Source organism: Microbacterium luteum (assembly GCF_015277875.1).
GTDB lineage: Bacteria > Actinomycetota > Actinomycetes > Actinomycetales > Microbacteriaceae > Microbacterium > Microbacterium luteum.
Map to the genome: position 1 here is coordinate 158962 of NZ_CP063814.1, position 22520 is coordinate 181481.

21 protein-coding genes and 1 pseudogene are annotated in these 22520 nt (G+C 69.3%); 11 read left to right on the forward strand and 11 right to left on the reverse strand.

The genetic code is table 11. The features are described from left to right. Positions 1 to 31: 31 nt before the first annotated feature. Positions 32 to 475: a hypothetical protein gene (locus IM777_RS00795; RefSeq protein WP_194384250.1), complete on the forward strand. Its 444-nt coding sequence runs from the start codon at positions 32 to 34 to the stop codon at positions 473 to 475. On the opposite strand, the gene IM777_RS00800 is transcribed toward IM777_RS00795, so the two are convergent. From IM777_RS00800 to IM777_RS00815, 4 genes are read right to left on the reverse strand one after another with little or no spacing between them, the layout of a single operon-like run. Beyond that, positions 442 to 1740 (reverse strand): zinc-ribbon domain-containing protein, encoded by a 1299-nt coding sequence (locus tag IM777_RS00800; protein ID WP_194384251.1) that lies wholly within the window; start codon positions 1738 to 1740, stop codon positions 442 to 444. The two genes, IM777_RS00795 and IM777_RS00800, sit on opposite strands and share 34 nt — an antisense overlap. Beyond that, positions 1737 to 2801 (reverse strand): TniB family NTP-binding protein, encoded by a 1065-nt coding sequence (locus IM777_RS00805; RefSeq protein WP_194384252.1) that lies wholly within the window; start codon positions 2799 to 2801, stop codon positions 1737 to 1739. The genes IM777_RS00800 and IM777_RS00805 overlap by 4 nt, the downstream gene beginning before the upstream one ends. Before the next feature lie 2 nt (positions 2802 to 2803). Further along, positions 2804 to 4840: a Mu transposase C-terminal domain-containing protein gene (locus IM777_RS00810; protein WP_194384253.1), complete on the reverse strand. Its 2037-nt coding sequence runs from the start codon at positions 4838 to 4840 to the stop codon at positions 2804 to 2806. Continuing rightward, the gene (locus IM777_RS00815) at positions 4833 to 5591 is read right to left on the reverse strand and encodes a TnsA-like heteromeric transposase endonuclease subunit (RefSeq protein WP_194384254.1); all 759 of its coding nucleotides are present in this window, start codon (positions 5589 to 5591) and stop codon (positions 4833 to 4835) included. Before IM777_RS00815 ends, IM777_RS00810 begins: the two co-directional genes overlap by 8 nt. Positions 5592 to 5833: 242 nt before the next feature. Here IM777_RS00815 and IM777_RS00820 point away from each other — a divergent pair. From IM777_RS00820 to IM777_RS00840, 5 genes and pseudogenes are all read left to right on the forward strand, one after another. Continuing rightward, a pseudogene (locus tag IM777_RS00820) lies at positions 5834 to 5983 on the forward strand (transcriptional regulator); the annotation flags it as partial. Between the two features lie 10 nt (positions 5984 to 5993). Then, positions 5994 to 6974 carry an SRPBCC family protein gene (locus tag IM777_RS00825; protein ID WP_194384255.1) on the forward strand — a complete coding sequence of 327 codons (981 nt, stop codon included), beginning with the start codon at positions 5994 to 5996 and terminating at the stop codon, positions 6972 to 6974. A gap of 63 nt (positions 6975 to 7037) precedes the next feature. Then, positions 7038 to 7937 (forward strand): TerC family protein, encoded by a 900-nt coding sequence (locus tag IM777_RS00830; RefSeq protein ID WP_194384256.1) that lies wholly within the window; start codon positions 7038 to 7040, stop codon positions 7935 to 7937. A 38-nt stretch (positions 7938 to 7975) separates the two neighbouring features. Beyond that, positions 7976 to 8926: an ABC transporter ATP-binding protein gene (locus tag IM777_RS00835; protein ID WP_194384257.1), complete on the forward strand. Its 951-nt coding sequence runs from the start codon at positions 7976 to 7978 to the stop codon at positions 8924 to 8926. Further along, on the forward strand, positions 8923 to 9711 hold the full coding sequence (locus tag IM777_RS00840) for an ABC transporter permease subunit (RefSeq protein WP_194384258.1): 789 nt from the start codon (positions 8923 to 8925) through the stop codon (positions 9709 to 9711). The genes IM777_RS00835 and IM777_RS00840 overlap by 4 nt, the downstream gene beginning before the upstream one ends. A 61-nt stretch (positions 9712 to 9772) precedes the next feature. On the opposite strand, the gene sufU is transcribed toward IM777_RS00840, so the two are convergent. From sufU to IM777_RS00860, 4 genes are all read right to left on the reverse strand, one after another. Next, positions 9773 to 10240 carry a Fe-S cluster assembly sulfur transfer protein SufU gene (gene sufU, locus IM777_RS00845; protein ID WP_194384259.1) on the reverse strand — a complete coding sequence of 156 codons (468 nt, stop codon included), beginning with the start codon at positions 10238 to 10240 and terminating at the stop codon, positions 9773 to 9775. Continuing rightward, positions 10240 to 11550 (reverse strand): SufS family cysteine desulfurase, encoded by a 1311-nt coding sequence (locus tag IM777_RS00850; protein ID WP_194384260.1) that lies wholly within the window; start codon positions 11548 to 11550, stop codon positions 10240 to 10242. The genes sufU and IM777_RS00850 overlap by 1 nt, the downstream gene beginning before the upstream one ends. A 242-nt stretch (positions 11551 to 11792) precedes the next feature. After that, positions 11793 to 13046: an amidohydrolase gene (locus IM777_RS00855; protein ID WP_194384261.1), complete on the reverse strand. Its 1254-nt coding sequence runs from the start codon at positions 13044 to 13046 to the stop codon at positions 11793 to 11795. Positions 13047 to 13186: 140 nt separating this feature from the next. Continuing rightward, on the reverse strand, positions 13187 to 14839 hold the full coding sequence (locus tag IM777_RS00860) for a glycoside hydrolase family 13 protein (protein ID WP_228480883.1): 1653 nt from the start codon (positions 14837 to 14839) through the stop codon (positions 13187 to 13189). A 93-nt stretch (positions 14840 to 14932) separates the two neighbouring features. Here IM777_RS00860 and hpxO point away from each other — a divergent pair, with 93 nt between their 5' ends. Then, positions 14933 to 16111: an FAD-dependent urate hydroxylase HpxO gene (hpxO, locus tag IM777_RS00865; protein WP_194384263.1), complete on the forward strand. Its 1179-nt coding sequence runs from the start codon at positions 14933 to 14935 to the stop codon at positions 16109 to 16111. 233 nt (positions 16112 to 16344) lie between these two features. On the opposite strand, the gene IM777_RS00870 is transcribed toward hpxO, so the two are convergent. Continuing rightward, positions 16345 to 17133 carry a maleylpyruvate isomerase N-terminal domain-containing protein gene (locus IM777_RS00870; RefSeq protein ID WP_194384264.1) on the reverse strand — a complete coding sequence of 263 codons (789 nt, stop codon included), beginning with the start codon at positions 17131 to 17133 and terminating at the stop codon, positions 16345 to 16347. 41 nt (positions 17134 to 17174) lie between these two features. Here IM777_RS00870 and IM777_RS00875 point away from each other — a divergent pair, with 41 nt between their 5' ends. Further along, positions 17175 to 17690 carry an adenine phosphoribosyltransferase gene (locus IM777_RS00875; RefSeq protein ID WP_071044278.1) on the forward strand — a complete coding sequence of 172 codons (516 nt, stop codon included), beginning with the start codon at positions 17175 to 17177 and terminating at the stop codon, positions 17688 to 17690. A gap of 54 nt (positions 17691 to 17744) precedes the next feature. Continuing rightward, entirely contained in the window at positions 17745 to 18326 is a 582-nt protein-coding gene (locus IM777_RS00880) for a hypothetical protein (protein WP_194384265.1), read from the forward strand. Between the two features lie 143 nt (positions 18327 to 18469). Here the strand turns inward: IM777_RS00880 and uraH are convergent, their stop codons facing one another. Together uraH and uraD are read right to left on the reverse strand one after the other, a co-directional pair. After that, complete coding sequence (uraH, locus tag IM777_RS00885) at positions 18470 to 18820, reverse strand: hydroxyisourate hydrolase (RefSeq protein WP_194384266.1); 351 nt, start codon at positions 18818 to 18820, stop codon at positions 18470 to 18472. A gap of 17 nt (positions 18821 to 18837) precedes the next feature. After that, entirely contained in the window at positions 18838 to 19344 is a 507-nt protein-coding gene (uraD, locus tag IM777_RS00890; protein ID WP_071044280.1) for a 2-oxo-4-hydroxy-4-carboxy-5-ureidoimidazoline decarboxylase, read from the reverse strand. A gap of 187 nt (positions 19345 to 19531) precedes the next feature. Between uraD and IM777_RS00895 the strand changes: the two genes are divergently transcribed. Both IM777_RS00895 and allB read left to right on the forward strand, forming a co-directional pair. After that, complete coding sequence (locus IM777_RS00895) at positions 19532 to 21058, forward strand: NCS1 family nucleobase:cation symporter-1 (protein WP_194384268.1); 1527 nt, start codon at positions 19532 to 19534, stop codon at positions 21056 to 21058. 84 nt (positions 21059 to 21142) lie between these two features. Continuing rightward, entirely contained in the window at positions 21143 to 22519 is a 1377-nt protein-coding gene (allB, locus tag IM777_RS00900) for an allantoinase AllB (RefSeq protein ID WP_228480884.1), read from the forward strand. Position 22520: the final 1 nt, after the last annotated feature.

The window sequence follows — 22520 nt, forward strand, 5'->3', positions numbered from 1 at the left end:
AAGGCCTAATCGGTATGGCATTCTCTCGAACATGGGATTCGTCCACATCGATGTTCCGAGCTTTCAGATGGTCGTTCGTGATCCCTTCCTCGAGGCATTGATCAACATCGTCTCGGAGCCGAACGGCTCGGCGACGGCACGTCAGGCCTACGAGACGACCTGCGAATGGTGGGACGAGCACCTGCAGGGGCCCACGGCAGCGGAGCTGTTCGAGTCCATGTTCGAGCCGGCCGACTGGCTGACTGTGATTTCAGATCCCGGCCGGCCTCGCGCCAACCAGGAGGCACAACTGAAGTTGCTACGCGACTGGCTCTTGCTCTACTGGTGCCGGACGGGCGCGATCAGCCTGATCGCTGGTGCCGATCTTGTCGTCCGTCCAGGGAGCGCCGCCTTCTTCATGCGCGAACTGGCGACACGAGCTGAGCGTGCTGGCGAGGAAGGTCACTCTCTCCACACGCGAGTGCCAGCACAGTAGGGGCACCCGCGTCCCGTCGTCGCTCGTACTCTGATCGGCGCCGCCCACCGATGCCCGCTCCGACACCGCCAGTTGATGCGGCGGCCCGAATCAGCGCTGACATGGTCGGGGTCGCCGGCATTGCGGCCGCGCGTCTTGTCCCATTCCTTGGCGAGGTCGGGGTGCGTAGTTCCCAGATCGGTATGTCCGGGCCATGCTCGCTGGCCAGCGCAGTAGGGGCACCCGCTCTTGGCGAGGCCTCGCGTGGAGGGGCTCGTCTCCCAGAGGTGTCCCTTGCCGCAGATCCACCAGGCGTTCTTGGACATGTCCGGCGCGTCCCAGGGGTTGCGTGTGCGGTCGTTCAGACCCCAGGCCCATTCTGCGACGGCGTTCGGATTGCGCCGAATCCAGAGCGGGTAGGGGGCGGTGGCATCGATGATCGCGGCAACATTCACGACATCGAGCGATGGGTGCATCGTGGCGAAACGGGTGGGCCGCGTAGCGCGACGGATTGGTCGCATCCACAGCAAGATCCGCTCGACGAGAACCTCTGCCGGAACGCCAATGGGCGGTAGATCCTGGGCGATCGCGTCACGAACACGATCCGTTGGCATCGTCCGCCAGCGTTGGATCGTGCTCGTATTGGAGAGGACCTCCAGAACTGCGACGACGACGGGGTACTGCGCCGCGCGTCCGAGGATTTCGCGGTCGTCGGCGCTGGGGCGCGGCGCCTCTGTCGGGGCCTGTGAGGTGGTCAGCGCCGCGTTGTCGCGCACCATCTCCCATACCCTGGCGTGCAGCTCGGGATCGACGCGGTCCGCGGCAACTATCCGCCGGAACTTGCGTTCGGCGTGTGCTTGGGTTCGATCAAACGGAAGCACTGGTTGCGACTCAGGCATGGTGCCCGGTCCCACCCACACCATCTGGCCGGGATGCCGAAGGCACCAGTTCTCGCGGTCGTGAGGGATCTGCTCCACGCGCTCACCGGCGGCGCACAGCCGGCAGAGGAATCGCTTCGGATATCTTCCCTCGGGGTTCGGCTGGGCGAGTTCCATCAGCCTGGCGCAGTGCCCGGCGGGGCGCCCGGCTCCGGCCTCCACGATCGCTAGGGCCGCGTCGTCGCCGACCCAGACGCGGCCGACATTCGGCTGCGTCGAGGTGGTCAGCCCCCTTTCAGCGGCGGAGAACGGGATCCCCGCCGCTGCGCACTGGCGTCGCAAGTAGGAGCGGGGTGACTCAAGCCGGTGCCACTTCGGGCGGACCGGCCAGGCGAGATCACCAGTCATGCGGCTTCGTCGAGGTCGTCTCCGCGGAGATCGTCGAGAGTGATCTTGTGTCGGACCGGTGTCGTGTACCGCAGGTCATCGAGCACCGCGTACAGACGCTGCCGGGTGACTCGTTCGTTCCGGCGGGCGGTGTCGTTCAGGATCGCGGCTACGAGTCGCTCGACGATCATCGCCAGGACGGCGAGTTGACCATCCGCGGCCTTGTGCAGTACTTCCGCGTTACGGGTGAGGAGCCCGGGTACGTGACCGCACAGGGGGAGATTGCGGTCGAAGACGGCCACCCAGCGGTGCCACAGCACCCGGCCCTCCTCCTGCTTCTGATCAACCTTACGTAGCTCCACCATGTCACACCGCATTCTGACCTGTAGGCCTTCGCGGCTGCCGAAGGCCTTCCCACTGCCCAGGTCAATACCGACAAGAAGCACGGTGGCGGGCGCTTCGTTCTGCAGCGCCTTGATGATGCTGGAGGGTTCGCTTCCACCCAGGCGGTGGGCCTCGTCTACGACGACGAGCTTGGTGCGGTGGGCATGCAGCATGTCGACCGCCATCTTGCGCAGTCTGTCGGTATTCGACCGGGTGGGGATCGAGACGGTGGGGGCGAGGAACTCGATGATCTGGATGAGTAGTGCCTTGCCCGTGGAGTGGTCGGTCATCTCCGTCCACACCACCGGGACCTCGCCGCGGTCGACGTACTCAGGATGGCGGAAGGCGTGTGACTGCTCGGTTGAGCGAGCGAGCAGTAGTGCCAGTTCGGTCTTGCCGTAGAACATCGGCGCGGAGATCATCATGCCTCGGCGAGAGTTCTTCCGTCGCGGGTTCGACGCGATGAGATTCGCCAGAATTCGGGCGCCGATGTCCTGTTCTGGCGTCGGCACTCGCAGGGTGAGCTGGAGGAAGTCGTCGCGGGCCTGATCGTACGCCTCCTGCTCCGACAAAGGCAGGCTGGAGTAGTCGGCAAACGTCAGCGCCGGAGGCGGCGGCGGAAGCGCCGTGAACGCCTCACGCAGGCCCGGCAGCGTCGTCTTACGCGCCTGATGAAGCACAAGCGGTTCGATGATCACCTTCAGAACTCCTTCACCGTGACGATGTCGTAATCGGGCGAGTCCCAGTCGATGTCACCCACATCAGCAGGGTCAGACCATCTGTCCAGGTCGATCGGCTCCGGCTCTGTCGCGCCGGCATCGGAGGCGAACGGCGCTTCCGCCGCGGCGGCTCTGCCGCGGAGGTGGCGGTTGCGGGCGCGCTTGTCGGTGCGCTCCCGCCGCTCGATCTCGTCCAGGAGCTCCACTCTTCGCGGGGTCTCGCCAGACTCTCCCGTGCCGAACTGCTCGACCAGCTTTACGGCCGCCTCGGCAGCCATCCACGCCACCTTGTCGTCGAGCGCTGTGTCCCAGCACTCGATCCATTCGTCAGTCTCAGGGTGGCGCACCCAGACGGCGTTGGAGTTGTAGGGGTCATAGCTGATGTCGAACTTGCGCGCCCGGGTAGAACCAGCGGCTGCACCGGTGAGCGATCGGTCTCGCAGTTCCGCGAGCAGCGGCGAGTCGTACGTGCGGTTGTCGAGCTCGATGCCCTCGCTGCTGATCACGCGCGGCTTCGTTGGCAGCAGGGCGAAGAAGTCCTCTGCGCGGAACGGCAACTGCACGCCAGGGCCGACCTCGAACAGGGCTGCGTACATCTGGTTCGGCGTCCACTCCCGTCCCGGGAAGAGGGGCGACTTCAACCCGCCGTGCTGCGTGTTCAGGTACACCGTGGTGATCCACGTCTCGAAGGCGAGCCGCACCGAATCCAGTGTGAGCGTCGGCTTGTCCCGCTTGCCTCTGTTCGCGACCGAGCTGCCAGTGGCGCCGGCCAGCCAGGTCGCGAAGCTCGTGGACGTGGTTCCGAAGTTTCGCTCGACGTGCGGCTTCACAGTGGGGGTGTTCGGCGGAGCAAGCACCAGCGTGATGCCGAAGGCGCGACAGGCGGCCTCGAACGTTGCAGAGCGGAAGTCGGCGCCGCCGTCGATGGTGATCGCGTGAGGGAAGATCCACGGCACTGCCAGCGAGTCGTCGTCGAGGTAGGGGTTGACCTGCTTCATCAGCGCGACCGGAAGCGTTGCCGATCCCGACAATACGGCCGCCGCCGATCCCGGGATGGCCTTGCGCCCGACGATCGCGCGAGCCAGCAGCAGCGCGTGGTCGAAGCCGTTCGGCGAGTTGGCATGAATCGCCCAGGCCAGAGGGACCCTACTTGCGACGTCGAACAGCACGGTGGCAGTGGGGCGATACGTGTTGCCCTTGTCATCCCACACCTGCACATCCAGCAACGTCGAGTCGATCTCACAGACCGCGCCAAGTCGGAAGGCGTTGCCGGAGAAGTGCTGACGATCCGGACTGTTCGCGGCGGTGCGCCTCGTGGTCGCTTTGTCGAAGCTGTATCGACCCGCGTCGCGCTCGTTGATGTACCCCTGCAGTGTCGTGTTCTTGATGTCGCAGACTGGGTCGTCCGGGTACATGCTCTCCAGTGTCCGACGTACCAGCAACGCGCAATGCCGGCGAGTGGTGGTCGGCATGTCCCGTCGGTCGTCGAGGGCTCGGTCGATAATGGCAATCAGTCGTGGGTCCGCCTTTGCGATCGTCAGCCGCTTCTTGGCCTTGCGGTGCATGCGCGCATCGAGCCCTGCAATTCCGTCCGAGAGGTACGCGTCCCACAGGTTGTAGAGCGTGCGACGTGACCGGGCCAAGGACGTGCCCGCAAGCTCGCCAACCTTTGATGCGATCCGCTGCTCTTGAGTCGTTGTCCCGGGATCGTACGGGGTGCGCGAGCCCGTTGCGGTCGGCTGCATCGGTATCCCGCGGAAGGTTTCGAGCAGGTGCTTCTCCATGTCAAGTACGTCGACCGGCCAGTCACCGCCGGTGGGCCTCAACGAGATATCCGACGCCCGACGAGCTGTGCCTGCATGCGCGAGCAACTCAGGAACTGACACGACCAGCCAGTCGTCGACGGTCCCCTCGCGGCGTAGCTTTGCTTCCGTGCCGCGACGCACCCCCTCCCACACCCATGGTTCCCCGTCGATCTCGACTGCGTCGCCGAGGCGCAGCCTGTACTCCTCACGCACCAACACTCGTTCCTTCCGGGATGTGTTCCGACGTCATGTACACGGTGTCGCTACTGAACACCGCCCCGAGATCGAGGCAAAGGCGACGGCGCCACGCGAGGTTGTCGACCCACGCCGCGGCGAGCGGCGGGCACTCCGGAGACGCGATCTCGCACAACTCCCGTCGCGTCCGCCCGTCGCGTGCGGCATCGAGGATCAGCGCCTCGACTCCCGGCGCTGGTGTGCAGCGTTCATGGCGTGACGCGGACAAGCAATCGAGGTTCCGCGTCGCAAGCGGGTCGTGACCGGTGAGCACGCGGTAGTGCCAGCCGAGCGTGTCGCAGACCTTCGCGGTCTCATCGAATTGGAGACGCGCTTTGAGCTTGAGCTGTTCCTCCGGACGGACGTCGAGCAGTCCGTAGCTTCCGTCTGTGAACTGGGCGAGGAAGTCGGGAACATGCGAATAGCCCGCAAGTCGTGAACCGCGCCCGAACGCGAGTGCCATCGGCTGCGACCACAGACGCTCCACCTGGCCGCCGTAGTCAAGCCACAGCACCTCCCAGCGTTCCTCCTGAGACTCGCACCAAACATGACTACGCGTCCGTTGCCAGAAGTACATCGAGTTCGTGAAGCGATGCCGCACACCCTTCGACGTGCGCACCCGCATCGGATCGATCGACGCCCAGTCTCGTTGGCCGACCTCTCGGCTGACAGGCGAATGGTCCTGGCGTACGCGGGAGCCGCCGGGGAGGGAGTCGATCGAGCGCGGCACCCAATGCAGTTCAGTGTGGGGAGAACGACGTCGCATAGTCAACTGCTTCGCTGCATCGACTGGCTGCACCTCGGATCCCCCTCCCTGCGAAGTGAGACGCTCCGCAGCATCTGCTCCAGATGATGCGCCGACTCGACCCGCCCGGGCCTCTTCGCTTCGGCGTGTCGTTGCATCTCGTGCAACGGGAAAATCCACGAGTGCAACGTAAAGCCCGAAAATGCAACGGCAACGCGTTCCCGACAGATCCGGCCATGATCGCTCGCGCTCGAGCTCTGCTGGCCCGCTACGAAGAGATGTGGCGTGCCCGCATCGACCGCCTCGACGCGCTCCTGGCCGAGCCCGAAACCCCGCCGTCATCCACACCCACGCCGCCACCGGCATCCACCATCTGAGGAGCACGTCATGCCCGTCACCGCCGTCACCAGCGATCCAGAAGCTCTCACCATGACCCTCGTGGGCGAGTTCGCCGCCCCCGTCGACAGGCTCTGGCGAGCGTTCACCGAACCTGCTCAGCTCGAGCGGTTCTGGGGCCCTCCGGGCTACCCCTCCACCTTCCGCGAATTCGACTTCGCGCCCGGCGGCCGTGCGTCGTACGTCATGACCTCCCCGAAGGGCGAGCGCTTCGGGGGCGTCTGGGAGTTCGTGCAGATCGACGACGGAACCTCGTTCACCGTGCTCGACTCCTTCGCCGACGAGCACGGCGTCGTGAACGCCGACATGCCCACCGGGCGGATGGTGTTCACCTTCGAGGCGACCGACGCCGGATCGCGCCTGACCAGTGTGAGCCACTATCCCTCGGTCGAGGCGCTCGAGCAGGTCGTCGCCATGGGCGCGGTCGAGGGCTCGACGCTCGCGATGAACCAGCTGGACACCGTGCTGCAGGGGCTGCGCGAGTACGCGCATGGCAAGGGGACCCGCACCGAGATCCTCACCGACACGCACGTGCGCATCACCCGCCTCATCGACGGCCCGCGCGAGCTGGTGTGGCGTGCGCACACCGAGCCCGAACTCATGAAGCAGTGGCTGCTGGGCCCGGACGGCTGGCGCATGTCGGTCTGCGAGATCGACCCGGCCGTCGGCGGACGCTACCGCTACGCGTGGGAGCCGCTGGAGGGCACCGAGGGTGAGCCGTTCGGCTTCGACGGTGAGACGCTCGTGAGCGAGGCCCCCCGCCGTTCGGTCACGACCGAGCACATGACAGGCACCGACTTCCCGTCGACGACGAACGACCTCTCCCTCTATGAGGAGGACGGCGCAACGCTCACCACCACGCTGATCGAGTACCCCGACAAGGAGACCCGTGACATGGTTCTCGCCACCGGAATGACCGACGGCATGGAGGCCAGCTACGCCCGCCTCGAACGCGAGCTCATCTCCGCCTGACCAGCGCGCAGGCAACGCGACGGGCTCCGGTCTTCCCCGGGGCTCGTCGCCTACGATGGCGGCGTGGACTTCTCGTTCGACTTCACCCCGGACCTCATCGCCGTCTTCCTGACGCTGTTCGTGCTCGAGGTCGTGCTCGGGGTCGACAACGTCATCTTCATCTCCATCCTCGCTTCGAAGCTCCCGCAGGAGCAGCAGGCCCGCGCACGCAACCTGGGCCTTACGCTGGCGATGCTGATCCGCGTGGTGCTGGTGCTCTTCGCGGGATGGATCATCACGTTGACCGAGGAGGTCTTCACCCTCTTCGGCATGGGCTTCTCGTGGAAGGACATCATCCTCATCGCCGGGGGTCTCTTCCTCGTCTACAAGGCCGTGACCGAGATCCACCACAAGCTCGAGGGGGCCGAAGACGAGCACGGTGCGGGCGGCAAGGTCGCCACCGTCACCTTCGGCTCCGTCATCGCGCAGATCCTGCTGCTGGACATCGTCTTCTCGCTCGACTCGGTGATCACCGCGGTCGGGATGACCGAGAACCTCGTGATCATCATCACGGTCGTGGTGCTCTCGTTCGGCATCATGCTCTTCGCCGCCCGGTTCATCTTCGCGTTCGTGAACAACCATCCGACGGTGAAGATGCTCGCCCTGTCATTCCTGCTGCTGATCGGTGCGTTCCTCGTCGCGGAAGGCTTCGGCTTCCACATCGACAAGGCCTTCATCTACGGCCCGATGGCGTTCGCGATCTTCGTCGAGGTGCTGAACCTGGCCTACAGCTCGCGCAAGGCCAAGCGCGAGCAGAAGACGCCGCACGCCGTGCAGCTGCGCCCCCGCTATGTCGACGTCGACGAATCGGTCGCCGTCGGAGCCGCGCTGTCGAAGAACCCGGCATCCGGATCGGTGGGTCTGTCGGGCAAGCCCGTCGCCGGCGCATCCGACCCCGAGGAGCACCGCACCGGCCTGGGCTGATCCCACCGCCGGCACGCGCCGAGGAGTAGGGTGCGGGCATGGCGGATGCGACGGCGATCCACACCCGCGGCCTGCGCAAGGCCTACGGTGCGCACATCGCGCTGCACGGCCTGGATCTGACCGTCGCGAGAGGATCGGTCTTCGGCCTCATCGGCCCCAACGGCGCGGGCAAGACGACGACCCTGCGGCTGCTGCTGGATGTGATCCGGCCCACCGACGGCGAGATCACTGTGCTCGGGCAGTCGCCGCGTGCCGGCGGCGCGGCGCTGCGACGACGCATCGGATTCGTGCCGGGAGAGCTGCGCCTGGAAGGACGCGTGAAGGGCGGCGCGCTCCTGCGCCACCTCGCCGAGATCAGCGGGCCGGTCGAACCGGGCATGATCGAATCCCTCGCGGAGCGCCTGGGTCTGGACCTCACCCGCCCGGTGCGCACCCTCTCCAAGGGCAACAAGCAGAAGCTCGGGCTCGTGCAGGCCTTCATGCACCGGCCCGAGCTCCTCGTGCTCGACGAGCCGACCAGCGGCCTCGACCCGCTCATCCAGCGCGAGTTCCTCGCCATGGTGCGCGAGGCGTGCGACGCGGGCCAGACGGTGCTCCTCAGCTCCCACGTGCTGAGCGAGATCCAGCAGGCCGCCGATGACGTCGCGGTGCTCGCCGACGGCCGGCTCGTCGCCGAAGGGGATGTCGCGTCGCTTCGCATCGCGAGTGTGCGGCGCATCCGAGCCACCGTCGAGGGCGCCGCGGAATCCGTGCGCGACGCGCTCGCGCCGACCGGCGTGGAGGCGATGGATGTGCGAGCGGTGGGGAGCGACATCCACCTCGCCGCCACGGCGCGCGGCGACATCGACCCCGTCGTCAAGGCGCTCGCGCGCTTCACGGTGCGCGAACTCACCGTCGAGGAACCGGACCTCGAGGAGTCCGTGCTCGACCTGTACGGACGGGCGGCGAACGGCGACGCCGCGAGCGGCGGCTCGGACGGTGCGGCATGATCCCGATCGTTCGCCGCTGGCTCGTCGACGGGTGGCGCGGAACCGCCGGGTGGTGCGCCGGGATGATCGTCGTGATGGCGGTGTACCTGCCCCTCTTTCCGTCGATGCAGACCCCCGAGCTCGCCGGAATGCTCGACAGCCTGCCGCCGGAGCTCGTCCGCACCCTCGGCTACGACGACATCACCTCCGGCGCCGGATACACCCAGGCGACCTTCTTCGGCCTCGTCGGCTTCGCGCTCATGGCCGTGGCCGCGGTGTCGTGGGGCGCATCCGTCATCGCCGGTGCGGAGGAGTCGGGTCGCCTCGAGCTCACCATCGCCCACGGCGTCGGTCGGGTGCAGTACGCGCTGGAGAGCGCCGCGGCCGTGCTGGTGCGCGTGCTCGTGGTCGGCGCCGTGGTGCTCGCGACGCTGCTGGTGCTGAACGAACCGTCGCAGCTCGATCTCGAGGTGGGACGGATCGTCGCCGAGGTGGCGGCGTGGACCGGGCTCGGCTTCCTCTTCGCCGCGGTCGCGCTCGCCGCCGGCGCGATCACCGGCGCGCGGTCGTGGGCGATCGGCGCCGGAGCGGGAGTGGCCGCGGCGTCGTTCGTCGTGCAGGCCGTCGCGAACAACAGCGAGGACCTCGCCGACCTCGAGCGCTTCTCGCCCTTCTTCTGGGCATACGGGCAGTCGCCGCTCGGGAACGGGTTCGATGCGCCCGGCCTTGCGCTCCTGTGGGGCTTCGCGCTGGCCTTCGTCGCCGTCGCGACGTTCGCGCTGCGACGGCGCGACATCCTCGGCTGACCCGGCGGGTGCGGTGCCGGCACGGCTCAGGCGCGGGCGAGGCTTCAGGCGCGGGTGAGGTTCAGGCGCGGGCGAGGGTGTCTTCGAGGGCGACCCACGCGAGCATCGCGCACTTGACGCGTGCGGTGTACTTCGATACCCCCGACAACGCCGCGGCGTCGCCGAAGGTCTCCTCGTCGAGCGGGATGGCGCCGCGCGAGCGCAGCGCCTCGCGGAACCTCTCGATGAGGGCGTGGGCGTCGCCGACCGGCATCGGGGCACCGTCGGCGAGGTCGCGCTCCTCGTCGACGAGCGCGACGAGCATCGACGCCGACGCCTGCGAGATGGAGCAGCCAGCGCCGTCCCAGGTGACGTCGCGGATTCCCGCGCCGTCGTCGGTGAGCCGCACCTGCAGCGTCACTTCGTCGCCGCAGATCGGGTTGCGCTGGTGCGAGATCGCCGACCGCTCGGTCGCCTCGGCGATCCCCTTGCCCTTCGGGCGCTTGGAGTGGTCCAGGATCAGCTCCTGGTAGAGGGATTCGAGACTCATCAGCTCTCCCCGAAGAACGGGCGGATGCCGGCGACGGCGTCGAGGAAGGCATCGATGTCGGCGTCGGTGGTGTACAGGGTGGCGCTCGCCCGCACCGATGCGGTCATGCCGAAGCGGCGGTGCAGGGGCGCGGCGCAGTGGTGTCCGACGCGCACGGCGATGCCGCGCGCATCCAGGAACTGCCCCGCGTCGTGTGCGTGCACGCCCTCGACGTCGAACGCGGCCAGCGCCACGCGCTCTGTGCCGTCGGCGTCGCCGAGCAGGCGGATGCCGGGGACCTCGCGGAGTCCGTCGCGCATCCGCCGCTCCAGGCGCGCTTCGTGCGCGTGGACTGCGGGCATGCCGACGTTCTCGAGATAGCGCACGGCGGCGGCGAGCCCCACGGCCTGCGACACCGGCTGCGTGCCCGCCTCGAAGCGCTGCGGCGCGGGCAGGTAGTCCGCCTCGTCGAGCGTGACGGTCGTGATCATGGAACCGCCGGTGAGGAAAGGCGGCAGCGCCTCGAGCACGTCCGCGCGGCCGTAGAGGCCGCCGATCGCGTTCGGGCCGAGCATCTTATGGCCCGAGAAGACGGCGAGGTCCACGCCAGACGCCGGCAGGTCGAGGGCGAGATGCGGCGCCGACTGGCAGGCATCCATCAGTGTCAGAGCGCCGACCTCTCGCGCCAGGGCGACGACCCGGTCGACCGGGTTGACGATGCCGAGCACGTTCGACACGTGCGGGAAGGCCACGACCCGCGTCCGTGCGCCGATGATCTCGGCAGCCGCGTCGAGGTCGAGCGTGCCGTCGTCGTGCACTCGGATGTGGCGCAGCAGCGCTCCGGTGCGGGCCGCGAGCTCCTGCCACGGAATGAGGTTCGCGTGGTGCTCGCTCTCGGTCACGACGATCTCGTCGCCGGGTCGCAGCGCGAACCGGGCGCTCGCGGGAGCGCCGCGGCCGGCGGTGGCATTGCCGATCGCGTACGCGACGAGGTTGATGCCGGCGGTCGCGCCGGAGGTCCAGACCAGCTGATCGGCGTCGGCGCCCACGAATCCGGCGACCGTGGCGCGCGCATCCTCGAACAGCTCCGTCGCGTCGGCGGCGAGCGTGTGCGCACCCCGGTGCACGGCCGCGTTCGCCCGCACGATGTAGTCGACCTCGGCGTCGATGACCGCCCGGGGTCGCTGCGCGGTCGCCGCCGAGTCGAGGTAGATCAGCGGTTCATCACTCGCGCGGTCCGCCAGCAGCGGGAAGTCGGCGCGGAGCGCGGCGGCGTCGAGCGCCCCGGCAGCCGCGGGTGCGCCGCCGGACGAGAGGGCGGGGGAGTTCACACCATCCAGGCTACGCCGCGCAGCATCCGTGGTCGCTGGGCGCCGGCCGCGTTCGTCGGAGAATCGCGTCGATGTCAGAGGATCGGCGTGAAATCCTCCGACATCGGCTTGATTCTCCGACCTTCGGGGATGCCGGGCTGGGCGCCGGGCCGGGGCTGAGCGGCGGGCCGGGGCTGAGCGGCGGGCCAGGCCGGGTCGGGCCGGGCCGGGGCGCGCGGGGCGCCGCGCCGGGCCGGGGCGGGTCAGCGGGCGGCCAGGAATTCGCGGGCGGCGACCACGATGTTCGCCACGCCGTTGTCGAGCGTCGGCTGCAGCACCGGGGCGAAGAACGGGGAGTGGTTCGTCGGGATGTCGCGCTCCACCGTGTCCGCCGCGACGGCGGCCGCATAGGCGTCGGCGTCGATGCCGCCCCAGAACCAGTAGACCAGGGGTGCGCCGGACTCGCGGGCGAACCACGACACGTCCTCGCTGCCGGTGAACATGCCCGGGTCGACGACCGTTCCCTCACCGAAGTGGCGGTCGAAAGCGGCGCTGAGGCGCTCCGTGGCGCCGGCGTCGTTCACGGTCGGCGGCAGCGTGTGGTCGATGACGATCGAGGGTGCCTGCTCGGCTCCGGATGCCGCCGCCTCGGCCCGCACGATGCGCTCCACCTTCTCCATCACGCGCTCCCGCGCTTCGTCGTCGGGGTAGCGCAGGCTGAGCTCGAGCACGGCCTCGGCCGGGATGATGTTGTTCTTCAGACCCGCGTGCAGCGCACCCACGGTGACGACCGCGACATCCCGCGGGTCGACCTCGCGCGAGACGATCGTCTGCAGCCGCATGACCGTGGCCGCGGCCATGACGATCGGGTCGACCGTGGCGTGCGGGCGCGATCCGTGCCCACCGCGCCCGAAGAGCGTCACGCGCAGGCCATCGGAGGCGGCCATCTGCGTGCCGCTGCGCACGCCGATCGTGCCGGCGGGCAACGGTGTGACGTGCTGGCCGAGCACCACATCCGGTCGCGGATACCGATCCAGCACGCCGTCGGCGATCATCGCCTTCGCGCCGGCGCCGTACTCCTCGGCGGGCTGGAAGACGACCACGACGGTGCCGACCCACTCGCTCCTGGTCGCGACGAGCCGGCGCAGGGCGCCGAGCATCGCGCTGACGTGCATGTCGTGGCCGCAGGCGTGCATGACCGGAACATCGGTGCCCTGCGGATCGGTGCCGCGCGCGGTGCTCGCGTAGTCGAGTCCCGTGCGCTCCTCCACCGGCAGGGCGTCGGTGTCGGCGCGCAGCCACACCGTGGGCCCGGCCTCACCCGTCTCGCCGGGATTTCGGATCACCCCGACGATGCCGGTCTTGCCGACGCCCTCCTCGTACTCGATCCCGAGCGCGTCGAGCTCGCGGGCGATGACCCCGGCGGTGCGCGTCTCCTGGAAGGACAGTTCCGGGTGGCGGTGCAGATCGATGTACAGGCGTTCGAGGTCGGTGCGGGTGTCGAGGTCGGAGGCCATGTCCCGAGCCTACGTCGTCACCTCACACCCGTCGCGGCTCGCTCCCTCGCCTCGAGCCACCCCCTTCGCGTCGAGCCGGCCGGTTCCTCCGGTGTGGATGGGGGTGGCTCGGCGAGAAAGGGGCGGGTCGGCGAAGCGCCCTACGCGTCGGCGAGCCACACGGCGGTGTCTGCGGGCAGGGTGTCGCCGGCGAGGGGGCCGCTCTGTGCCACCACGACACCCGACGGCAGGGTCACCGCATCCGTGCCCGTGTTCGCGACCACGGTCAGCCCGCCGTTCCGGAACGCCATGACGTCGTCGCCGAACCCGTCGAGCCACTCCAGCTCCCCGGCGCCGAGCGCACGCTCGCGCCGCTCGGCGAGAAGGGTGCGGTACAGCCACAGGGTCGAATCCGGATCGTCCTCCTGCACGTCGCGAGCGAAGCCGGCGAACTCCGCCGGCTGCGGCAGCCACGACGCGCCCTCGGGACTGAAACCGTAGGCGGGGGCATCCGAGACCCACGGGATGGGCACACGGCAGCCGTCGCGGCCGTAGCGCTCGCCGCCCGTGCGGAACCAGGTCGGATCCTGACGCGCCTCATCCGGCAGGTCGATGACCTCCGGCAGGCCCAGCTCCTCGCCCTGGTAGACGTAGGCGGAGCCCGGCAGCGCGAACATCAGGGTGGTGGCGGCCCGGGCACGGCGCAGGCCCACGACCGGGTCGGGCTTGCCCTTGCTCTTCGGCCCGATGCCGGCGCCCTGGGGGTTCTCGGCGGTGAGGGCGAGACGGGATGCGTGCCGCACGACGTCATGGTTCGACAGCACCCACGTGGCCGGCGCACCGACGCCGCCGAAGGCGCGGAGGGAGTCGGTGATGACCTCGCGCAGATCAGCGGCGCGCCACGCCGTCTCGAGGTACGGGAAGTTGAACGCCTGGTGCATCTCGTCCGAGCGCACCCACAGCGCGGTGATGTCGGGTCCGGGCATCCAGGCCTCAGCGCACAGGGCGCGGTCGCCGTCGTACTCCTCCATCACGCGGCGCCAGTCGCGCCAGATCTCGTGCACGCCCGGCTGACCCCAGTACGGCACGTCGGCCTCTTCGCCACCCATCGACGCGGCGTCCTCCGGCGGCGTGTAGTCGGGCAGGCCGTCCGCCTTGACCAGGCCGTGGGCCACATCCACCCGGAATCCGTCGACGCCGCGGTCGAGCCAGAACCGCAGCACCCCGCGGAACATCTCCTGCACCTCGGGGTTGGACCAGTCGAAGTCGGGCTGCGACGCGTCGAACAGGTGCAGGTACCACTGCCCGGCCGTGCCGTCGGCCTCGGTGATGCGCGACCATGCCGGGCCGCCGAAGACGGACTCCCAGTTGTTCGGCGGCACCGATCCGTCGTCGCCCCGGCCGTCGCGGAACATGTAGCGCGCGCGCTCGCGGCTTCCGGGAGCGGCGGCGAGAGCCTGCTGGAACCAGGCGTGCTGGTCGGAGGAGTGATTGGGAACCAGGTCGACGATGATGCGGATGCCGCGCGCGTGCGCGCCGGCGAGCATCTCGTCGAAATCGGCGAGCGTGCCGAAGATCGGATCCACATCGCAATAGTCGGCGACGTCGTAGCCGGCGTCCTTCTGCGGGGAGGTCTGGAACGGGCTCAGCCACAGCGCATCCACTCCGAGGGCGGCCAGGTCGTCGAGGTGCTCGGTGACGCCCCGCAGGTCGCCGATGCCGTCACCGGACGTGTCCGCGAACGAGCGCGGATAGATCTGGTAGATGACCGCCGTGCGCCACCATTCGGTGCCGGAGCGAGGGGATTCCGTCATGCGCGCCAGTGTAATGGCCGCGGTCATCCGCCGATCCGCTCCCGAAGCCCCCGTGTAACAGGCCCGTGACACGCGCCTCCTAATGTTCACCACATGAAGATCCTGATCATCGGCGCCGGAATCGGCGGCGCCAGCGCGGGCATCGCGCTGCAGCGCCTCGGGCACGACGTCGTCATCTACGACAAGATGCGCGAGAACAAGCCGGTGGGAGCGGCCCTGTCGCTGTGGTCGAACGGGGTCAAGGTGCTCAACTGGCTCGGCCTGGCCGAGGAGGTCGCCGCGCTCGGCGGCCGCATGGATGACATGGCGTACTACGAGGGCGTCTCCGGCGAGGTCATGTGCCGCTTCTCGCTCGAGCCGGTGACGACCCTCACGGGGCAGCGGCCGTACCCGGTCGCCCGAGCCGACCTGCAGGGACTGCTCATGGAGACGTTCGGGATGCACCGCATCCACCTCTCGAGCACGGCCACGGCCATCGAGGACGACGGCGAGATCGTGACGGTCACCTTCGCCGACGGGTCGACCGACACCGCCGACATGGTGATCGGCGCCGACGGCGCGCGCTCCTTCGTGCGCGACTACGTCACCGGCGGCGGCATCGAGCGGGAGTACTCCGGCTACACGAACTTCAACGGACTCGTGCCGGCGAACGAGGCGATCGGCCCGGTGAACCAGTGGACGACCTACGTCGCGGAGGGAAAGCGGTGCGCCGTCATGCCCGTCGCCGACGATCGCTTCTACTTCTTCGTCGACATCCCGCAGCCGGCGGGGCTTCCCTACGACCGCGCCGACGGGGTCGCGCCGCTGCGCGAGGCGTTCGGCTCGTGGGCGCCGGGCGTGCAGGCGCTGCTGGACTCGATCGATCCGGATGCTTCCCTCAACCGCGTCGAGATCTGGGACATCGCGCCGTTCCACACGTGGGTGAAGGGGCGCGTGGCGATCCTCGGCGACGCAGCCCACAACACCTCGCCCGACATCGGGCAGGGGGCGTGCTCGGCGCTGGAGGACTCGTTCGCCCTCGCGACCGCGGTCGCCACCAACACCATTTCGGTCGAAGACACCCTCAAGCGCTACGAGAAGTCCCGCGCGGCGCGCGCCGGCGAGCTGGTGGAACGCGCCCGCAAGCGCGCCCACGAGACCCACGCGTTCGATCCGGCGGCGACCGAGGCGTGGTACGAGAGCCTGCGCGGCGCCGACGGGGCGGGCATCATCCGCGGCATCGTCGGCAACATCGAGGACAGCCCTGTCAACCTCGGCGTCGGCACCCTCTGACCCGCCGCCGAAGGGGCGGTGCGGCGCGGCCGGCGGGCGGCACGGGTGTGGAGGCGGGCGTTCGGTTGCCGCGAGGTGTCGTCACGGGGCGGCTGTCCGACATCCGGTGACAAGTGAGCCGGGCGCGGGTGTGGATGCGGGCGTTCGGTTGCCGCGAGGTGTCGTCACGGGGCGGCTATCCGACATCCGGTGACAAGTGAGCCGGGCGCGGGTGTGGATGCGCGCGTTGGGCATCAGGGATGCACGGGAGCGTCACGGTAGGCGGCGACGGTCGCGAGGGACCCGGTGACGGCGAACCGGTCGGGCATGTCTTCCGGCACCGCGCGATCCCACGCGAAGAGTGCGATGTCGCCCAGGGTGGCCGTCACGACCGTCGCGGCAGGGTCTGCGGCAGCATCCGTCGTGCGCCGCACGGTCCAGTCCGGCGCGAGATGCCACGCCACGGCCGCGTCGACGGGCACGAGTTCGAGCGGGGTCGGCAGGGGCGCGAGACCGCCGCGAACGGCGCGTGCGAGGAAGACGGCGTAGAGCTCGTCGACGATGTCGGCGGCCATCTCGTGCCCGCCGGCGTCGGGCATCTCGGGCACGGCGACGGATGCGGTGCGGATGTCCCACAGGTGCTTGCGCGCTTCGTGCGCCTGCCGGCGCGCCCAGAAGCCGACCGTGCCGCTGGGAACGAAGGCCCAGCACTCGTCCGACGCGTCGCGCGACTCGAGCTCGGTGGCCAGCGCCGACGATCCCTCGACGAACCAGGCGATGCGCTCGCGGTCGGCAGGCCGCGCGAACGGGGCACGGTCGACGGATGCGCCGGTGCGCACGACCTCCGTCGCCCAGCGCTGGATCTGGCCGAGGTGATCGACCATCGCGCCGACGGTCGGCCATGCGTCGGAGTCGATCGGATGGTCCGGATCGAGCTGCGCGGTTTCGGCGGCGAACCGGTCGGACAGGCTGCGGATCGCGCCGGCGAACGCTCCTGAGGCGGGCGCCGTTCCGAGCGGCGCGCGCGTGTCGGAGGCGGTCATGCGTCCATCCTGGCAGGGCGTCCGCCCGGTAGTGTTGCCGGGTGCACGCAGACCTCGCCCGCGCCGAGCAGCTCATCGCCGTCGTCCCGGACTTCCCCGAACCCGGCGTCCTCTTCCGTGACATCGCTCCGCTGCTCGCCGACGCAGCGGCGTTCCGCGTCTGCGTCGAAGCGCTCGTCGAGCCCTTCCGCGGAGGCTTCGACGTCGTGGCCGGAATCGAAGCGCGCGGATTCCTGCTTGCCGGTGCCGCCGCCGTCGCGACCGGCACCGGGATGGTGCCGATCCGCAAGGCCGGCAAGCTGCCGCGGCCGGCCGCATCCGTCTCCTACGCCCTCGAATACGGCGAGGCGGCGGTCGAGGCGTCGGACGACATCCCCGCCGGATCGCGCGTGCTCGTGCTGGATGACGTGCTCGCCACCGGCGGCACGCTGCGCGCGAGCCATCGACTGCTCGCCGAGCTCGGCGCCGAGGTGATCGGCAGCGCCGTGCTGCTCGAGCTCGAGGCGCTCGGCGGGCGCGCGGTCGCCGGCGACGTGCACACCGTCTTCACGGCCTGATCGCCTCCGCGGCAGCGGTGGAGCGTGTGGGAGGTCGGCGCTACGGTGAGCGTCATGAGAGCCGATGAGCTGTTCCTCGCCTCCGATGCCGCTCTGCGCAGCGTCATCGACCGGATCGACGTCGCCGACCTCGATCGCCCCGCGCCGTCCGAGTGGACGAGCACACCCGACCCCACCTACCGCGACATCCTCTTCGCCCACGCCTACGACGAAGCGTGGATTCCCGGCGTGCTCGCCGGTCGGTCGATCGCCGAGGGCGACGAGTTCCGTGAGGCCGACCTGTTCGGTGGCGACCCGGTGGCCGCCTACGACGCGCTCAACGACACCGCCGGTGAGGCGGTGCGAGCCGGGGTAGCCGACGACGCCGTCTTCCGGTTCCAGTACGGGGACTATCCCGCCGCCGAGGGATTCGCTCACCTGGCCACCTATCGTGCGTTCCAGGCCTGGCTGATCGCGAAGAAGCTCGGGATCGACTTCCACCTCTCGCCGGAGCTGCTCGCCGGCCTGAACGAGCACGTCGTGGTGCATGCCGATGAATGGCGTCAGTGGGGTGTCTTCCCGCCCGCGATCGATCCGCCCGCCGATGCCGACGAAGAGACACGGGTTCTCTGCGCCGTGGGGTACTGGATCCCCTGAGCCGCCCGGCCGACGGCAGTCGCGGCTGCGTGCGAACAACACAGGAGATCTGCGGCGGCGAGCCGATCCAGATCGATGGATGCGGCACGAGCCCGCAGGATCTCCTGTGTTGGCGACGCTCGCGGCCGGCCTTTGTACTCGGCTCAGCTGCCGCGGTAGGTGGAGTAGGCGAATGGGCTGAGCAGCAGCGGCACGTGCAGGTGGGGCGTCTCGTCGTGGGCGGCGGGCGCGACGCTGAAGCTGACCGTCACGAGCGGGTAGAAGGTCTCCACCTGCTGCGCCGCGAAGTAGGCGCCGGTCGCGAAGGTCAGCAGGTAGGTGCCGGGATCGAGCAGCTCCGGCCCGAGAGCGAGGCGACCGTCGTCGTTCGTCAGACCGTCGGCCAGGTGCGAGACCTCGCCGGTGTCGTGCAGGCGGGCGAGGGCGATGCTCACCTCTCGGGCCGGGGCGCCGCGCGAAGCGTCGAGGACGTGCGTGGTCAGGTGCGTGCTCATGGGGATGATCCTGCCGTTCAGATGGGCTTGTGTCCGACCGCGCCGCGCAGGCGCAGCAGAGCGATCTCGGCCAGCTGCTCGCACGCCTCGCGCACTTCGGTGTCGTCGTCGTTCCCGAGTCGGCGCTGCAGCTCTCGCAGGATCTGCTCGGGCGTGCGACCGGCGGCGCGCACGAGGAAGACCCGGTCGAAGCGGGCCTCGTACTCCGCGTTGCCGGTTGCGATCGCCGCCGCCACGGCGGGATCCGCGTCGGTCATCGTCGACTGCTCGCGACGGGATGCGGCCGCCTCGGCGTTCGCCCCCTCCGGCTTCTCACCGATGCGCGGGTGCTGGGACAGCGCCTGCTCGAGCTCGGCGCGGCCCCAACCCTTCGCCAGATCGGCGGCGTGCGTCGTCAGGGTGTCGATGGAGGCGTACGGCCGCGCGGAGACGACGCCGTCGACCCAGCTCGGGACAGCTGCCCACACCCGCACGAGATCGCGGGCGGTGGCGTCGTCGAGGTCGTTGAAGTCGCTGAGGTGCACCCGCCGCACGTTACACCGACCAGGTTTCCCGGCCGTGACGGCGGTGTCGTCACAGGATTTACACCCGCGCAACCCACCCCCTCTCCCCGCGCAATAACCTCGGCGGATCGGAAGCGCCTTTCCATCGCCGGTCGCACCGTCCGCACCATCGCGGGCGACCTGCTTCACCGCATCGAGGGAGAACGACATGACGAGCACCGCCGCAGGTCCGCACGAGTCCGAGCCGTTCGACACCGATGCCGGTGCGCACCCGCATCCCTCGCTCTACAACGACGATCTCGCGCCGTTGCCGCGCGAGAAGCGGCGGTGGACGGCCTTCGAGATCTTCAACGTGTGGACCAACGACGTGCAGTCCCTCGCGGGCTACACCCTCGCCGCGGGCCTGTTCGTGACGGCCGGGATCAGCGGGTGGTGGGTGTTCGCCGCGATCGTCCTGGCCGGCCTGTTCGTGAACTGGCTGGTCAACCTGACCGGCAAGCCCAGCGTGAAGTACGGCATCCCCTACGCCGTCATGGCGCGGTCGAGCATGGGGGTTCGCGGCGCGCAGTTCCCCGCTCTGATCCGCGGCATCGTGGCGATCTTCTGGTTCGGCGCGCAGACCTACTTCGCCTCCACGGCAGTCTCCCTCGCGCTCGACGCGATCTTCGGCGACCCCGAGTTGCCCGCGGTGCTCGGCATGGATGCGATCGACTGGGTCTCGTACGCGATCGTCGCCGGTCTCCAGATCCTGCTCTTCACGCGCGGCATCGCGTGGATCGAACGGTTCCTCAACTTCGCAGGACCCGCGGTCTACGTCGTCATGGTCGTGCTGCTCGTCGCCATCTGGATCCAGGCGGGTGACGACCTCATCCCCGCCGTGGGCCAGATCTTCAACAGCTCCGAGGTCGAAGGATGGGCCGCCGTCGCGGCCTTCGTCGGGGTGATCGGCACGATGATCGCGTATTTCTCTGCAGTGATCATCAACTTCGGCGACTTCTCGCGGTTCGCCAAGAGCGAGAAGGCGATGAAGCGCGGCAACTTCCTCGGCCTGCCGGTGAGCCTGACCTTCTTCACCTTCCTCGCGCTGTTCATCACCGCCGGCGCCTACATCGTCTTCCAAGACGGTCAGGGCGAGCCGCTCACGAACCCCGCCGACATCGTCGGACAGGTCGGCAACGTCTTCCTCACCATCGTCGCCGCGATCACGTTCCTGCTCGCGACGGTCGGCATCAACCTCGTCGCGAACTTCATCCCGCCGGCGTACGACCTGTCGAACCTCGCTCCGCAGCGCATCAGCTTCAAGACCGGCGGCTACCTCACCGCCCTGTTCGGCTTCATCATCGGCGCCCTCTGGGTGGTGACGATCGGCGACAACCTCCCCGTCTTCGTCGACACCCTCGGCGCCGTCCTCGCCCCGCTCTACGGGGTGCTCGTCGCGGACTACTACATCGTGCAGCGACGCGCCCTGAAGATCGCCGACCTCTTCTCGATGGACCCCGCTGCGCGGTATCACTATCAGCGCGGGTGGAACGTCCGGGCGGTGATCGCCGTGGCCGTGGCGGCGGTCTTCTCCGTCGCAGCGGTGTGGGTTCCCGCGGTCGGCGCGCTGAGCGGTTTCGCGTGGGTCATCGGTGCCCTTCTCGGGGCGGCGCTGTATGTCGCTGTGATGTGGAATCACCGCGGGACGCCGGCATCCGCCCGCGCGTCGGCCGTTCCGGAATCGGCAGCCGGATAGCGCGTTCGCCGGTGTGCGGCGCCGGCACACGAAATGTTCATGCGGGTAACACTGCGGAAACGCGTCCCGCGTAACGTCGGCCGCGTGAAACCCGTGCGCACCGCGATCCGGGCTCGGCGAGCCTTCGTCGACGGATCCTTCCAGCCCGCGACCGTCGTGCTCGACGGCGGCTGCATCGTCGACATCCTGGGGGCACGCGAGCGGGTCGACACCGAATGGCGTGTGCTCGTGCCCGACGATGCCGTGCTGCTGCCGGGCCTGGTGGACTCGCACGTGCACGTGAACGAGCCGGGACGCACCGAGTGGGAGGGATTCCGCTCGGCCACCCTCGCGGCCGCCGCGGGCGGCATCACGACGATCGTCGACATGCCGCTGAATTCCGTTCCGCCCACGACCACGCCCGAGGCGCTGGAGATCAAGCGCGAAGCGGCCGCCGCATCCGCTTTCATCGATGTGGGCTTCTGGGGCGGAGCGGTTCCCGAGAACCTGGGCAGCCTCGCGCCGCTGCACGACGCCGGCGTCTACGGGTTCAAGTGCTTCCTCGCACCCTCGGGAGTCGACGAGTTCGGGCACCTCAGCACCACGCAGATGGAAGAGGCGATGACCGAGATCGCCGCGATCGGATCGCGGTTGATCGTGCACGCCGAGGATCCGACGTTCCTTGGCCCCGACGGGCCGCTCGGGCGCGACTACGACGGCTTCCTGCGCTCGCGCCCACCGGCGAGCGAGGCAGCGGCGATCACCACCGTGATCGACGCGATGCGACGCACCGGGGCCCGCGCCCACATCCTGCACCTGAGCGACGCGCACGCGCTGCCGGTCATCCGTCAGGCGAAGGCGGAGGGGCTCCCCCTCACGGTCGAGACGTGTCCGCACTACCTCACGCTGATCGCCGAGGAGATCGCCGACGGTGCCGGCGAATTCAAGTGCTGCCCGCCCATCCGCGAGGCGGCGAATCGCGATCTGCTGTGGGAGGGAGTGCTCGACGGCACCATCGACGGCATCGTCAGCGACCACTCGCCGTCGACGGTCGAGCGCAAGCGCGACGGCGACGGCGACTTCGGGCTCGCGTGGGGCGGGATCGCCGGCCTGCAGGTCGGGATGTCCGCGGTGTGGACCGAGGCGCACCAGCGCGGCATCGCGCTGGAGACGATCGTGCCGCTGTTCACCACCGGCCCGGCCGCGATCGCGGGCGTCGATGCCGGACGCATCGAGATCGGCGCGGCCGCCAACCTCACCGTCTTCGGGGCCGACGATCCGCTGCATGTCGACGCGCGGCGGCTGCTGCATCGCAATCCGATCTCGGCATACGACGGGCGCGACCTCACCGGCCGCACCCGCCGCACGTGGCTGCACGGGCGATCGGTGTTCGACGTGACCGAGGGCGGAGCGGGCGAGGCGCCGCAGTGGCGGGGCAACCCGTGCGGCCGCCTGCTGTCGCGCGACGGTGACGGAGCCTGAC

Excerpts from the sequence above, each read along its gene's own strand:
- IM777_RS00795 (WP_194384250.1), top strand. The coding sequence starts at position 32 with ATGGGATTCGTCCACATCGATGTTCCGAGCTTTCAGATGGTCGTTCGT.
- IM777_RS00800 (WP_194384251.1), bottom strand. The coding sequence starts at position 1,740 with ATGACTGGTGATCTCGCCTGGCCGGTCCGCCCGAAGTGGCACCGGCTT.
- IM777_RS00825 (WP_194384255.1), top strand. The coding sequence starts at position 5,994 with ATGCCCGTCACCGCCGTCACCAGCGATCCAGAAGCTCTCACCATGACC.
- IM777_RS00835 (WP_194384257.1), top strand. The coding sequence starts at position 7,976 with ATGGCGGATGCGACGGCGATCCACACCCGCGGCCTGCGCAAGGCCTAC.
- IM777_RS00840 (WP_194384258.1), top strand. The coding sequence starts at position 8,923 with ATGATCCCGATCGTTCGCCGCTGGCTCGTCGACGGGTGGCGCGGAACC.
- sufU (WP_194384259.1), bottom strand. The coding sequence starts at position 10,240 with ATGAGTCTCGAATCCCTCTACCAGGAGCTGATCCTGGACCACTCCAAG.
- IM777_RS00855 (WP_194384261.1), bottom strand. The coding sequence starts at position 13,046 with ATGGCCTCCGACCTCGACACCCGCACCGACCTCGAACGCCTGTACATC.
- IM777_RS00860 (WP_228480883.1), bottom strand. The coding sequence starts at position 14,839 with ATGACGGAATCCCCTCGCTCCGGCACCGAATGGTGGCGCACGGCGGTC.
- hpxO (WP_194384263.1), top strand. The coding sequence starts at position 14,933 with ATGAAGATCCTGATCATCGGCGCCGGAATCGGCGGCGCCAGCGCGGGC.
- IM777_RS00870 (WP_194384264.1), bottom strand. The coding sequence starts at position 17,133 with ATGACCGCCTCCGACACGCGCGCGCCGCTCGGAACGGCGCCCGCCTCA.
- IM777_RS00880 (WP_194384265.1), top strand. The coding sequence starts at position 17,745 with ATGAGAGCCGATGAGCTGTTCCTCGCCTCCGATGCCGCTCTGCGCAGC.
- uraH (WP_194384266.1), bottom strand. The coding sequence starts at position 18,820 with ATGAGCACGCACCTGACCACGCACGTCCTCGACGCTTCGCGCGGCGCC.
- IM777_RS00895 (WP_194384268.1), top strand. The coding sequence starts at position 19,532 with ATGACGAGCACCGCCGCAGGTCCGCACGAGTCCGAGCCGTTCGACACC.